10 protein-coding genes are annotated in these 13,307 nt (G+C 67.8%); 5 read left to right on the forward strand and 5 right to left on the reverse strand.

Annotated elements, in window-relative coordinates; all coding sequences use genetic code 11:
- Positions 1 to 12: 12 nt before the first annotated feature.
- Together R5H30_RS14930 and R5H30_RS14935 are read left to right on the forward strand one after the other, a co-directional pair.
- Positions 13 to 1,338, forward strand: a complete 1,326-nt coding sequence (locus R5H30_RS14930) for an aspartate aminotransferase family protein (RefSeq protein WP_318329293.1) — start codon at positions 13 to 15, stop codon at positions 1,336 to 1,338.
- Positions 1,339 to 1,692: 354 nt separating this feature from the next.
- Complete coding sequence (locus R5H30_RS14935) at positions 1,693 to 2,814, forward strand: CaiB/BaiF CoA transferase family protein (RefSeq protein ID WP_318329294.1); 1,122 nt, start codon at positions 1,693 to 1,695, stop codon at positions 2,812 to 2,814.
- A 7-nt stretch (positions 2,815 to 2,821) separates the two neighbouring features.
- On the opposite strand, the gene R5H30_RS14940 is transcribed toward R5H30_RS14935, so the two are convergent.
- Positions 2,822 to 3,574: an N-acyl homoserine lactonase family protein gene (locus tag R5H30_RS14940; protein WP_318329295.1), complete on the reverse strand. Its 753-nt coding sequence runs from the start codon at positions 3,572 to 3,574 to the stop codon at positions 2,822 to 2,824.
- Positions 3,575 to 3,623: 49 nt separating this feature from the next.
- Here R5H30_RS14940 and R5H30_RS14945 point away from each other — a divergent pair, with 49 nt between their 5' ends.
- Positions 3,624 to 4,751 (forward strand): pyridoxal phosphate-dependent aminotransferase, encoded by a 1,128-nt coding sequence (locus R5H30_RS14945; RefSeq protein ID WP_318329296.1) that lies wholly within the window; start codon positions 3,624 to 3,626, stop codon positions 4,749 to 4,751.
- 79 nt (positions 4,752 to 4,830) lie between these two features.
- Here the strand turns inward: R5H30_RS14945 and R5H30_RS14950 are convergent, their stop codons facing one another.
- Genes R5H30_RS14950 through R5H30_RS14965 form a run of 4 tightly spaced genes read right to left on the reverse strand, consistent with a single transcriptional unit; the run spans position 4,831 to position 9,013 of the window.
- Positions 4,831 to 5,397 carry a PqiC family protein gene (locus R5H30_RS14950; protein ID WP_318329297.1) on the reverse strand — a complete coding sequence of 189 codons (567 nt, stop codon included), beginning with the start codon at positions 5,395 to 5,397 and terminating at the stop codon, positions 4,831 to 4,833.
- Between the two features lie 4 nt (positions 5,398 to 5,401).
- A complete protein-coding gene (locus tag R5H30_RS14955) occupies positions 5,402 to 7,768 on the reverse strand; it encodes an MlaD family protein (RefSeq protein ID WP_318329299.1) in 2,367 nt (788 codons plus the stop codon).
- Entirely contained in the window at positions 7,761 to 8,411 is a 651-nt protein-coding gene (locus tag R5H30_RS14960) for a paraquat-inducible protein A (RefSeq protein WP_318329300.1), read from the reverse strand. Before R5H30_RS14960 ends, R5H30_RS14955 begins: the two co-directional genes overlap by 8 nt.
- A complete protein-coding gene (locus R5H30_RS14965; RefSeq protein ID WP_318329301.1) occupies positions 8,378 to 9,013 on the reverse strand; it encodes a paraquat-inducible protein A in 636 nt (211 codons plus the stop codon). The genes R5H30_RS14960 and R5H30_RS14965 overlap by 34 nt, the downstream gene beginning before the upstream one ends.
- Before the next feature lie 208 nt (positions 9,014 to 9,221).
- On the opposite strand from R5H30_RS14965, the gene R5H30_RS14970 reads away from it, so the two are divergent.
- On the forward strand, positions 9,222 to 12,305 hold the full coding sequence (locus R5H30_RS14970) for a Hint domain-containing protein (RefSeq protein WP_318329302.1): 3,084 nt from the start codon (positions 9,222 to 9,224) through the stop codon (positions 12,303 to 12,305).
- 91 nt (positions 12,306 to 12,396) lie between these two features.
- Positions 12,397 to 13,305, forward strand: coding sequence for a zinc metalloprotease HtpX (gene htpX, locus R5H30_RS14975; RefSeq protein WP_318329303.1), 909 nt, complete (start codon positions 12,397 to 12,399; stop codon positions 13,303 to 13,305).
- Positions 13,306 to 13,307 lie beyond the last annotated feature (2 nt).

Raw genomic sequence — 13,307 nt, forward strand, 5'->3', positions numbered from 1 at the left:
AAAGGAGCGCCCATGTCACACGTCTTTCCCCGCCACACCAAGTCCCTGCCGCCGGTCGCGGTGTCCGGCGAGGGCTGCTACCTGATCGACGCCTCCGGAAAGAAGTACCTCGATGGCTCGGGCGGGGCGGCGGTGTCCTGTCTTGGCCACGGCGACCGCACCATCATCGGGGCTGTGAAGGAACAAATGGACCGGCTCGCCTTTGCCCATACCGGGTTTTTCACGTCCGAACCGGCCGAAGAGCTTGCCGACCTTCTGATAGCACATGCGCCGGGCGATCTCGACCGCGTCTACCTCGTCTCCGGCGGGTCCGAGGCGATGGAATCCGCGCTGAAACTGGCGCGGCAGTATCATGTCGAGCGCGGGGAGACGCAGCGCGGACGCATCATAGCCCGCAAGCAAAGCTACCACGGCAACACGCTGGGCGCGCTGGCCACGGGCGGCAACGAGTGGCGGCGTCAGCAGTTTGGCCCGATGCTGATGGACGTGAGTCACATCGACCCGTGCTACGAATACCGCTACCGGGGCGACGGCGAGAGCCTCGAGGACTACGGGCTGCGCGCCGCGAACCTGCTGGAAGAGGAGTTGCAGCGCGTCGGACCCGAGACCGTCATTGCCTTCGTGGCCGAGCCGGTGGTCGGGGCGACGGCGGGCGCGTTGACCCCGGCGCCGGGCTATTTCAAACGCATCCGCGAGATCTGTGACACGCATGGCATCCTGCTGATCCTCGACGAGGTGATGTGCGGCATGGGACGTACCGGGTCGCTTTTCGCCTGCGAGCAGGACGGCGTGGCGCCCGATATCCTCGCCATCGCCAAGGGGCTGGGCGCGGGCTACCAGCCCATCGGCGCGATGCTGTGTTCCGCGCGGATCTACGACACGATCCGCGACGGCTCGGGGTTTTTCCAGCACGGGCACACCTATCTCGGCCATCCCGCCGCCGCCGCTGCCGGTCGTGCCGTGGTCTCGGCATTGATCGAACGCCGGCTCGTCGAGCGCGTCGGGGTGCAGGGGCCGAAGCTGATGCAGGCGCTCAGGGAGCGGTTCGGTCAGCACCCGCATGTCGGCGACATCCGCGGGCGCGGGCTGTTCCAGGGCATCGAGATTGTCGCCGACCGCGAGACCAAGGCGCCCGTCGATCCGTCCCGGGGCATCGCCGGCAAGATCAAGAAGCACGCGTTCGAGGCCGGGCTGATCTGCTATCCGATGAGCGGAACCATCGACGGCCGGACCGGCGATCACGTCCTGCTTGCCCCGCCCTTCATCATCGAGGATGACCAGATCGGGGAGCTGGTCGACAAGCTCGGGGCCGGACTCGACGCCGCGCTCGCGGGTTGAGCCATGCGATACAGTGCCCCACGCGGCAGGGAATCGTTTCCACCGCTCTACAGACCAAAGTCGCGTTCGTGACACGCTGGGACGATTTTCTTTGACGGCGTTCCACGATTGCGTGTAATTCTACCCATAGGTGAATTCCCTCACCCACGGAGGGTCGGTACCTGGGGACCGACACGGACGGCGACGGTAAACACACATGCCAGCCGACTCACGGAACGCAATTCATGCGGTGATCGCCGCCGGAGCATGCTCCCGGCGGCGGTTTCTTTTTGCCCCGTGGACATTGCGTAAGGCCCGGATATCCTCGCGCCGAACAATGGGGAGGACGGGGACATCGCTACGCAACGAAAACCTGTGCGGCGCGGACCGCTCGCGGGTGTGCGCGTGGTGGAGTTCAGCGGGCTGGGCCCCGCGCCGCTGGCCGGGCAGCTTCTGGCCGATCTCGGGGCCGAGGTGGTGGCCGTCGACCGCGCCGCGGGGCCGGCCGATCCCACGGACGTCAACCGGCGCGGCAAGCGCTCGGTTGCGTTGAACCTCAAGAGGGCTTCGGGGCTTGCTGCCGCGCGTCGGCTGATCGCCGCCTCTGACATCCTGATCGAAGGGTTCCGGCCCGGGGTCATGGAACGTCTCGGGCTCGGCCCCGGCGATTGCCCCGAAGCCTTGATCTACGGGCGGATGACCGGTTGGGGGCAGGAGGGGCCACTGGCGCAGCGCGCGGGCCATGACATCAATTACCTCGCCCTGACCGGGGCGCTGCAGGCGATGGGACCCGCCGACCGGCCCCCGGCCCCGCCGCTGAATCTCGTCGCGGATTTTGGCGGCGGCACGATGTTCCTGCTGCTCGGGCTGCTTGCGGCGCTGGTCGAACGCGCCACGTCGGGCAAGGGGCAGGTCGTCGATGCCGCCATGTCCGACGGCGTGCCGGCGATGACGGGCCTGATCCACGGTATGATCGCGCGCGGATTCTGGACCGACAGGCGCGAGGAGAACTGGCTCGACGGGGCGGCGCCGTTCTACCGGACATACGCCTGCGCCGACGGGCGCTACATTGCCGTGGGTGCGCTTGAGCCGCAATTTTTCGCGGAACTGGTGCGCGGCGCAGGCCTGCCGGAAACCGAGCTTGCCACCCAGAACGACCGCGAAACCTGGCCGGAAAAGCGGGCGCGCTATGCAGCGCTTTTCGCGACGAAAACCCGCGACGAATGGGCGGTGATCTTCGAGAAAACAGACGCCTGCGTCGCCCCGGTGCTCGACTGGTCAGAGGCCCCGAAGCATCCGCAGAACGCCGAGCGGCAAACGTTCCGCGAGATCGGGGGCGTCACGCAGGCCAGCCCCGCGCCGCGCTTTTCGAGATCGGTTCCCGACGATCCGACGCCGCCCGGTGCCCCGGGCGGGGACACCGAGGCGGTGCTGGGCGATTTGGGATACTCCGGGGAAGATATCGCGCGGATGCGGGCGGCGGGGGCGTTGAGTTGAGCGCGGCTCAGAGATACCACTCCGGCGCCTTGCGCAACCTGGGCCATTGCTCGGGGCTGTGGCCGTAGATCACCCAGGCCCCGCGGTCTTTCGCCAGCGCCATGAGGCGCGCGCCGTGGCGGATGGCGAGATCCTCGTCCCAGGAGCCCGCGAATTGCTCGTCGATCTCCGAGGCGCGGCTGATGGCGTCCGAGGTCAGCAGCACTGGTCCGGTCTGCGGCAGCTCGATGAGCATGGCCAACTGGCCCGGTGCGTGGCCCGGCACAAGCAGGATTTCGAACCCCGGCCCCAGATCGAAATCACCTGTGACCTGCCGGTAATCGGCCTCGGGCCAGTCCATCATCTGCTTGCCGGACCAGTAGAGCGGGCGGGGCAGGGCACGTTCGGCGGCGGCGATCAGGATCGGCGCACCCGGAAAGCCGTCCATGTGGCCGATATGGTCGATATGGGTGTGGGTCTGGATCATCAGGTCGACGTCACCCGGCGTGATGCCCAGAAGGTCGAGCTGCGCCGGGGCCATGTTCTCCGGTGTGATCGACAGCACGCGCCCGAAGCTGCCAAGGTCGTCCTCGCGCGTGGCGGCCTCGGCATCGGCGGCGTATTTCGGGGGAAAGCCGGTGTCGATCAGCACCACCTCGCCGGCATCGGTGCGGATTGCGTAGCCGCAGATGCCGATGGTGCGCGGCCCGGCATTAACCTCGAACAGGCCGTAGTCGAGTATCGCCAAGCGCTCCGGTCGGCCCGTCAGCAGGGGTTGCATGTCGCCTCGATCACCTCTTTTCTCGCCGGTGAGGAGAGGGAGGCAGGCCATGAAAGTCAAGATGCACCGGCTGTTCGAGGTGCTGCTCGACAGTACTGCCGCCGACCCCGAGGCGGTGGTCGGCTTCTCGCTCGCCGCCTCGCCGCGCCTCGGAGACTTCCTCGACGATCTCGACCCTGCGATGTCGCTCGATTGGAACAACCGGGATTTCCGCGGCTTGCCGGAACTGCGGACCCATGTGCTGCGGCAGGCCGGGCTGGAGGAGGTTTGCGATCTTCGGGACGTGCTGGTCACCGCCGGGGCGGCGGAGGCCAACTACCTGGTGCTGCGCCAGCTGCTCGAGCCGGGCGACGAGATCGTCGTCGAAACCCCGGGCTGGCCGCAGGCGCCGGTGCTCGCCGCGGCACAGGGGGCCAGGGTGGTGCCGGTGGCGCGGGTCGAGGAGGACGGCTGGGCGCTGCCGCTCGACTGGCTGGCTGCGGCCGTGACCGAGCGCACGAAACTCATATTCCTCACCAACCCCAACAACCCGACAGGACGAATGCTGGGCCGGGCGGAGCTGGAGGAGATCGTGCGCATTGCCGATGGCGTGGGCGCCTGGTTGCTGATCGACGAGGTCTACGCCGGGCTCGAATGGGAAGGCCCGCGCGCGCCCTCGGTGGCCGGGATGTATGCGCGCGGGATCACGACCGGGTCGGTCTCGAAGGCGCTCGGGCTGCAGGGGCTGCGCACCGGTTGGCTGATCTGCCGCGATGCCGGGCTGGTGCAGGACGCGGTGATCCTGCGCGAGAACTCGAGCGAGATCATGAACGTGATGGGCGAAGCCATTGCCGAGATCGCCCTGCGTCCCGACCGATACCGCGCAGGGCTGGCGCGGGCACGGGCCGAGGGTCGCGCCAATCTGCGCCGCATGGACGACTGGGTGCGCGGCGAGACGCGGCTGGGCTGGATCCCGCCCGAGGCCGGGCTGATCGGGCTTGGGCGGCTGGGGGACGGGATCGACGGCGACGCGCTGGCCCGGCGCCTGCTGGACCCGCCCTACCGCACCTTTCTTCTGCCGGGTAGCGCCTACGGTCTGCCGGGGCATATCCGGCTGGGGGTTGGGGGTGGTGCCGAGGCGAACCTGATGCAAGGGCTGGAGCGGCTGTCAGAGGCGCTGCGGGACTGGCCCGAGTGACGGATCGGCCCGGCGCGCGAGCGGCACGGGCGGGAGCCTCCGGCGGAGATATTTTCGAACCAGAGAGGGCCGGGCGTGCCTAGCGCAGGCCGTTGGTGGCGATGAAGCGGGCGAGGTCGAGGATGACCTGGCCGCGGGCGGCGGCGATCGACTGCGGGCCGCCCCGCGGATCGAAGCGGACCGCGAGATCGAAGAGCCCGGAGCGTTCGCGGCCGCCATCGGGGACGGCGACGAAATACTGGCCGGAGGCGCGGAACTGGCCGTCGGGGCCGGCGAGAAGGCTTTCGAAGCGCACCTCGAGCCGGGCGTCGGGGAAGGACTCGAACGGCCAGGGTTCCGAGGCGATCCGGCGCCCGGTGAGGCGGGCGAGGTGGCGGCTGAGCTCGAGCCCGACGGCGCGTTCGGGGCTGTCGGCCCAGAGCACGCTGGTGTCGCTGACCAGCGTGCCGTCGTTTTCCTGCGTGGTGATCTCGTCCGAGGCGGCGTAGGTCGGCAGCGAGACCTGGCGCACCTCGACCGAGCGGAATGCGATGCCCACGGGCTGGGTCACGGGCGGCGGGGTTACCGCGTAGCGCTCCGGCCCGGCGCCACAGGCGGCGAGCAACAGGGCGAGCGCGGAAAGAAGGATGGTCTTTGCAGCAGTCATCTGGTCATCGTCCCCGGATCAAGGAGCTTGGATTGCGTTCGAGCATGCGCGCCAGCGAGGTCAACGCATCAGCGGCCTGGGAGATGTCGCGCAGCGCGGCCTGGGCATCGCGGCTGAGCGCCTCGCCGCGGTCGTAGCCGGCGATCGTGTTTGAGGCCTGGTCGAGCACGCGGGTCATGCGCGCGACCAGAGCCGGCAGGTCGTCGGCGGACACCGCGATGCGGTCGGCGGCGTTGCGCACCGACCCGAGCGTGGCGTTGATGTTGCCCACCGCGCCGCCCTCGCGCAACTCGGCGAGCGTGGCGTTGATCTCTTCCAGCGCCTGGCCGAGATCCTCGGGCAGTTCGCGCGCCGCCGGGGTGCCGATGACGGCCTCGGCAGAGGCGACGAGGTCGGTCACCTCCTGCGTCAGCTGATCGAGCGGCAAGTCGTTGGCCTTGGCGGCGAGCGCGTTGAGTTCCTCGACCAGGGTGCCGACGCCTTCGGTGCCGGTGCGGATATTGGCGGCGGCGGCCACCGCTTCGTCGAGGGTCGCGGTGATCTTGGCCACGGTGCCGGCCTCGCGGAATTCGCGCAGCGTGGCGTTGATCTCGTCGAGCGCCGCGCCGAGATCGGCGGGCAATTCGCGCGCCGCGGGGGTTCCGATCACCGCCTCGGCGGAGGCGACGAGGTCTGTCACCTCCTGCGCCAGCTGGTCGAGCGGCAGGTCGGCGGCATTGGCGGCGAGCCTGTTGAGCTCGTCGACCAGCGCCGGCACGCCCTCGGTTCCGGTGCGGATGTTGGCGGCGGCCAGCACCGCCTCGTCCAGCGCCTCGGTCACCTTGCGTACCACCTGCTCGGTCTCGATCTGGCCGATCACCGTCTCGATGCGGGCGATGGCGGCGTTCAGCGTGACCGGGATCTGCTGCACCTCCTCGGACTGCACCACGGCGCGGATATCGCCGATCAGGCCGCGGATCTCGGCCGGGGTCTCGCGGATTTCCTCGCTGCCGATCAGGGCGCGGGCGTTGTCCATGAAGCGGATGGCGCTTTGCAGCAGGTCCTCGATCGGCAGGCTGTTGACCCGGTTGAACACGCCTTCCAGCGTCGCCGCGGCGTCGGACACCTCGGCCTCCATCGTTGGCACGACCGGGGGTCCGCCGGTGTCGGGCACCTCGATCTCGGCATCTTCGGGATTGTCCTGCTGCACCAGTTCGACCTTGAGCCCGCCGGTCAGGATGCTGGCCGAGACCAGTCGCGCGCGCACCCCTTCGCGCACGCGGTTGTCGAGGAAGGCCAGCGCGGTGTCGGGCGTGACCTCGCCCTGCAGGCCGAGCCGGGCCGGCTGGATCGCCAGGACCGCGTTGAGCCGCACGCGGTTGTCGCCGAAGGCATCGGCGTCGACGATGCCGTTGACAGACTGAACGGTGCCGATCTTGAGGCCGTTGAGCTCGACCGGGGCGCCCACGGCGAGCCCGGCGATGTTGTCCTCGAAGACCGCGCGTACCTGCAGTTCGGCGACCTCGGAGGCGTTGAAAACCGAGTTGCGGGCCGTGTCGATGTCGGGGAAGACGTCGAAGGTTGAGCCGTCGGATACCCGCTCGCCGCCGGAGACAAAGGTGTCGAAGGTGATGCCGCCGCTGACCAGTGTGGCGATCGAGCTGAAGTCGATCTCGGCCCCCGAGGGGCTGACCGAGAAGGTGAAGCCGGAGACGTCCCAGAACCGGGTCGAGGCGGTGATCAGGCGGCCGTGCGGTTCGTAGATCAGCGCCTCGGCGATGGCGAAATTGCCGTTGGGCGAGATCCGGGCCTTGCCGACGCGCCCGACCTCGATGCCGCGGAACAGGATCGGCACGTCATGGGCCAGCGACTGGCCAGGGATCGAGCGCAGGGCGATCTGCAGGCCGGCGTCGCCGGGCCGGTAGAGCGGCGCCTCGGAGAGACCTCGGAACTCCTCGCGGCGCGGCCCGATCTCGCTGTCCCAGCTGCCCTCGATGAACACGCCGGTCAAAACGGTGTCGAGCCCGGTGATCCCGCGCGTGGTCACCTCGGGGCGCACCACCCAGAAGGTGGCGCCGGCATCGAGGAAGGGGGCCACGCCCTTGTCGATGCGCACCCGGGCGACGACCGAGGACAGGTCGGCGGAAAAGTCCACGTCCTCGACCAGGCCGACGGTCACGTCGCGGTAGCGCAGCTCGGTCTCGTTGGCCTTGATGCCGGCCCCGTTCTCGAAAATGATCGAGATGATCGGGCCACGGTCGTTGTAGCTTTGCCAGGCCACGCCGAGTGCTGCGACAAGGGCGATGACCGGGATGATCCAGACCGCGGAGGCCCGCTGCCAGAGGCTCGGACGGGAAGGTTCGATGTCTACCCGCGAGGGTCCGTCAGTCATTCCGAGACGTTCCTTCCTCCTGCGCCTGGGCATCCCAGATCAGCCTGCTGTCGAAGGCCTGCGCGGACAGCATCGTGAAGATCACCGACAGGGCGAAATACAGGCTGGCCTTGCCGGGGTTTACCGCTGCCAGCGTATTGAGTTGCACCAGAGAGGACATGATGGCAACCACAAATATGTCGATCATCGACCAGCGCCCGATGTAGTCGACCACCTCGTAGAGGATATGCCGCTGCCGATAGGAGGCGGTGGAGCGGTACTGCACCGAAATCGCCAGGTAGGCGATGGCCACGAACTTGCCGATCGGGATCGCGACGCTGGCGAAGAGGATGATCAGCGCCACCACCCAGCTGCCGTACTCGATCAACTCCACGGCACCGCCGATGATCGTGTTCTCCTGCACGAAGAACAGGGTTCGCGTCTGCAGCATCGGGTAGAGGTTGGCCGGGATGTAGGCCATGATGCCGACGATCCAGAAGGCCCAGACCTTTTGCAGGCTGTGCGCATCTCGCTGGGACAGGCGATGCCCGCACCGCCCGCAATGCTCGGTTCCCTCGGGCCAGACCTGGGCGCAGCGCGTGCAGGAGACGAGGCCGAGTTCCTTGGCGCTCAGGATCCTGTCTGGCTGCCCAGCGAATTCCATACCGACCACCTGCACATGAAGCTGTCCTGCACCACGACCAGAACCACCAGCACCGAGAACATCCAGAAAGCCGGACCCATCGTGACCTGCGCGAGATCCGAGATCTTGACCAGCGCCACGGCGCAGCCGATCGCGAAGATTTCCGCCATCGACCAGGGCCGGATCGCCTCGGCCAGCCGGAAGGCGCGCAGCGCGCCGGGTGCCGGAGGACGGTCCAGTACCACCGGGATCAGCACGTAAAGCGACAGCAGCAGCCGTGTCAGCGGCAGGAACACGATCAGCGCCGCGGTCAGCAACGACAGGACGATCAGCGGGCCGTCGCTGAAGGCGAGCGCGGCGTCGAGGATCGAGACCGAGTTGCCCACGCCCGAGGTGTGGATCGTCAGGAAGGGAAAGACCGTTGCCGCGACGATCAGGATGACGCCGGCCAGCGAGACCGCGATGATCTGCTTGCCGGCCTTGTGGCGCGGCTCGATCAGGACGGTATCGCAGCGCCGGCAGACCGCGCGTTCGCCCTTTTCGGGACGCTGCAGCGCGAAGGTCGCGTCGCAATGCGGACAGACGATCAGGTCGGTCCTCGGTGTGGCAGTGCTCTGATTCATCGACGCAGGCTAACCTTTTTGCCTGCCGACATACATGGGGCAAAACGCGTCGTCTGCCAGCAGCCGCAATTCACAACCCTTGCGCGCCTCGATGGCGCGGCTTGCCCCCATTGGATGAAACGTCGCCGACGTGCGCGCCAAGATGGAATCCGGGCGGCTTTGCGGGTATCAACGAAGGTGCCGGGCCGGGGCTATCGGGGAATGCGAGATGGCGACGTACACCTTCACCAATGCCGTCGTGGTCGAAGTTGCCGGCAACAATTCGGACATCCTCTGGGATCAGGTGACGATCACGATCACCGACGACGATTCCGACAACTTCCTCAACCGCGACTCGACCGACCTGGGGTTCGCACAGACCTATACGATAACAGCGTTCAACGAGGTCATCGGGGGACGCGCGGACGAGCCGGACCTGAACGTCACCTATACCTCCATCGACGGCGCCAACCGCGGCACCGCGACGCTGAACGATGCTTCGGGAACACCCATCTTCGGGATCTGGTTCGAGATCGATAACGGCTCGAATGATTTCCGGGTTTTTGTCCCGCTCCAGCCGAACGCCGGGTTCGACTACATCCAGAACCGCAATGGCGTGTTGCAGAACGTCGCCCAGGGCGACTTCCAGTATGGCCAGATCGCGTCAGACGGCGACGACGCCTTCATTCTCAACGATCCCGCCGCGTTCAATCCCAAGACATGGTCGATGGGAGCGGGCGACGATCTCGCGCAATCGGGCGGCGGGTTCGACAACATCAGCCTCGGGGCGGGCAACGACACCGCATACGGCGCCGACGGCAACGACACGATCACCGGCGGCACCGGCGACGATTTCATCGCCGGCGAGGGCGGTGCGGACAGCCTGACGGGTAATGCCGGGGCCGACACGCTTCTCGGAGGCGCCGGCAACGACGTTCTGGATGGCGGCAGCGAGGATTCGGCAGCCGACAGCCTGTCGGGAGGGGCTGGCAACGACACGCTTTTCGGTCGCGGGGGTGCCGACACGCTGGAGGGCGGGCTCGGAACCGACAGCCTCGACGGCGGGGCGGGGGCCGACAGCATAACCGGCGGCGACGGCAGCGACATCATACTGGGTGGCGATGGCGCCGACACGATCCTCGGAGACGGCGGCGAGGCGGCCCCGACGCTGACGCGGCAGTCCTTCGAGTGGGATGTCGTGCCCGACCCCGACGACGGCGGCCAGATCGACGACGGCGACGACTATCCGAGCGGTTTCACGCAGAATACCGGCCTGATCGACGTCGGTGTCACCTTCACCGCCATCGAGGCCGGCGCCGAGTTCGAGTTCGACAACCAGACACAGATCACAACCGGGGTGAACCCCGGCGGAACCGAAGCCCCGGGAGCCAACAGCGCCGGTCTGTTGCGCGGGTTCGGCAGCGGCGACACCTCGACGCTCACTTTCGATTTCACGGCAAACCAGTCGGGGATCGCCAACGAGGTGCGCAACGTCACCTTCCGCCTCAACGACATCGACGAAGGCGCCTTTCTCGACCAGGTCGGCGTCTTTGCCTTCGATGCCGCGGGCAACCCGGTCCGGGTCAGCCTGAGCGCCGGGCAGGATATCCAGCTGACCGATACCGACGGCATTCTCGGAGCGGATACCGCGGCGGCCATCGACGGACGCGGCGGCACCTCGTCGGCCGATCCAGACGCCTCGGTGCTGGTGACGATCGAGGGGCCCGTCGCGCAGATCCGGCTCGACTACGCCAGCCGCGACCCGGGCACGCACGCGCTGCAGATCACCGACATCTTCTTCGATGCCGTCACACCGTCGGCCACGGGGCCGGCGGGCAACGATTCGATCCTGGCAGGGGCAGGGGCAGACAGCGTCGACGGCGGCGCCGGAGCCGATACGATCCTGGGGGGCACTGGTAACGACACCCTTTTCGGCGGCATTGGAGCGGACTCGATCGACGGCAACGAGGACGACGATTCCATCGACGGCGGGGCTGGCAGCGACACGCTGCAGGGCGGACTTGGCAACGACACGGTTCAGGGTGGCGACGACAACGACAACATCCAGGACTTCGCCGGGAACAACGCGCTGTCGGGCGGGGCAGGGGCCGACTTCATCCAGCAGACCGGCGCGGGTGGCCAGACCGTCACCCTCGACGGGGGCACTGGCAACGACACGCTCAATGTCTTCATGGGCGACAATTCCACCGTCCTGGCCGAAGGCGGCGACGGCAACGATTCGATTACGGTCTTCGACGGCACCAATTCGCTGAACACCGTGCGTGGCGGCGGCGGCGCCGATACGATCCAGACCGGCGACGCGCGCGACACGATCGAGGGCGGCGAGGGCAACGACCAGATCGATTCCGGGGCCAACGACGATTTCATCGACGGCGGCGACGGCAGTGACACGATCACCGCGTTCACCGGCGACGACACCATACTGGGCGGCGATGGAAACGACAGTATCGACGGCAGTTTCGGCAACGATTCCATCGAGGGCGGGGCCGGGGACGACACGCTGCAGGGCGGTGACGACCAGGATACCTTTGTCATCGCCGGAGACGGCTCGGACATCATCACGGGCGGCGAAGGCGGGTCGGACTTCGACCAGGTCGTGATCTCGGGCACCAACTGGCGCATCAACTACACCGGCAACGACCCGGCGACGGAAAGTGGCACCGTCACCTTCTTCAACCCGGACGGGTCGGTGCTCAGCGTGACGAACTTTTCCGAAATCGAACAGGTGGTCTGCTTCGCCGCCGGAACCCGGATCGCGACGCCGGACGGCGCGCGCCCCGTCGAGACGCTTGACGTGGGCGACATGGTCGAAACGCTGGACCACGGCCCGCAGCCGGTGCGCTGGATCGGGCGTCGCATCGTGCCGGCGAGGGGTAACCTCGCGCCCGTGCGCATCAAGGCCGGCCGCTTCGGTGCCACGCATGACCTTCTGGTGTCGCAACAGCACCGCCTGCTGCTTTCGGACTGGCGCGCCGAGTTGTGGTTCGGCGAGCCCGAGGTGCTGGGCGCGGCCAAGCATCTCGTCGACGGCGACGGGGTGTTCGTCGACACCCGGCTCACGTGCATCGAATATGTCCACCTGCTGTTCGACCGGCACGAGATCGTGTTCGCGAACGGGGTCGCCGCGGAAAGCCTGCATCCCGGCGCCTGCGGTCTCGAGGCGATCGACCCCGACCAGCGCGAGGAACTGCTGACGCTGTTCCCGGAACTGCGCGGCGATCCCGAGACGGGCTACGGAGACCCCGCGCGCCGCATGGTCCGGTCGTTCGAGTGTCGGGGAATGCTGCACTAGCCCTACGCGTTTTCCGGCGTGTGGGCGCGATTGTGTCGCCGAAAGGCCGACCTATATCCTTGGCATCGGCACGCAACATGAGATCGACGCGATGGGATACGCAAAGACTGCCCTTCTGATGGCTGCCATGACCGCGCTGTTCATGGGCGTTGGATATCTGCTTGGCGGATCCGGTGGCGCGATCTTCGCGTTCTTCGGGGCCGCTGCGATGAACGTGTTCACCTGGTGGAACTCCGACAAGATGGTGCTGAGGATGCACAACGCCCGCCCCGTGGGGGCGGACGACCGAACCGGTCTCAACGCGATGGTGGCAGAGCTGTCGCGGAACGCCGGGCTGCCGACCCCGGCCGTCTACCTGATCGATACGCCGCAACCCAACGCCTTCGCCACGGGGCGCAATCCGCAGAACGCCGCGGTGGCGGTGACCACTGGGTTGCTGCACAGCCTCTCGCGCGAGGAGCTGGCGGGCGTGGTCGCGCACGAGCTTGCGCACATCCGAAACCACGACACCGCGATCATGACGGTCACGGCGACCTTCGCCGGCGCGATCACCATGCTGGCCAACTTCGCCCTGCTGTTCGGGGGGCGGCGCGACAGCGGCCCGGGGCTGATCGGAACCATCGCGCTGATGTTTCTGGCGCCGATGGCCGCGGCGCTGGTGCAGATGGCGATCAGCCGCACCCGCGAATATGCAGCCGACAAGTCGGGGGCGGAGATCTGCGGTCAGCCGCTGTGGCTGGCCAGCGCGCTCCAACGCATCCAGGCCGGGGCCACGCGCATCGACAACGACGCCGCCGAACGCAACCCGGCGACAGCGCATATGTTCATCATCAACCCGCTGCACGCCCATGCCCGCGACAGCCTGTTCGCGACCCATCCCGCGACCGAGAACCGCGTGGCGGCCTTGCAGCGCATGGCCCAGGAGGCCGGCAGCACGCCGCAACCGAGCCCGCGCCCGCGCACACGGCGCGAGCAGCCAGGGCAGGGTCCGTGGGGCTAGGC

It is taken from the genome of Roseobacter sp. FCG-D35 (assembly GCF_033436665.1).
GTDB lineage: Bacteria > Pseudomonadota > Alphaproteobacteria > Rhodobacterales > Rhodobacteraceae > JAWQFO01.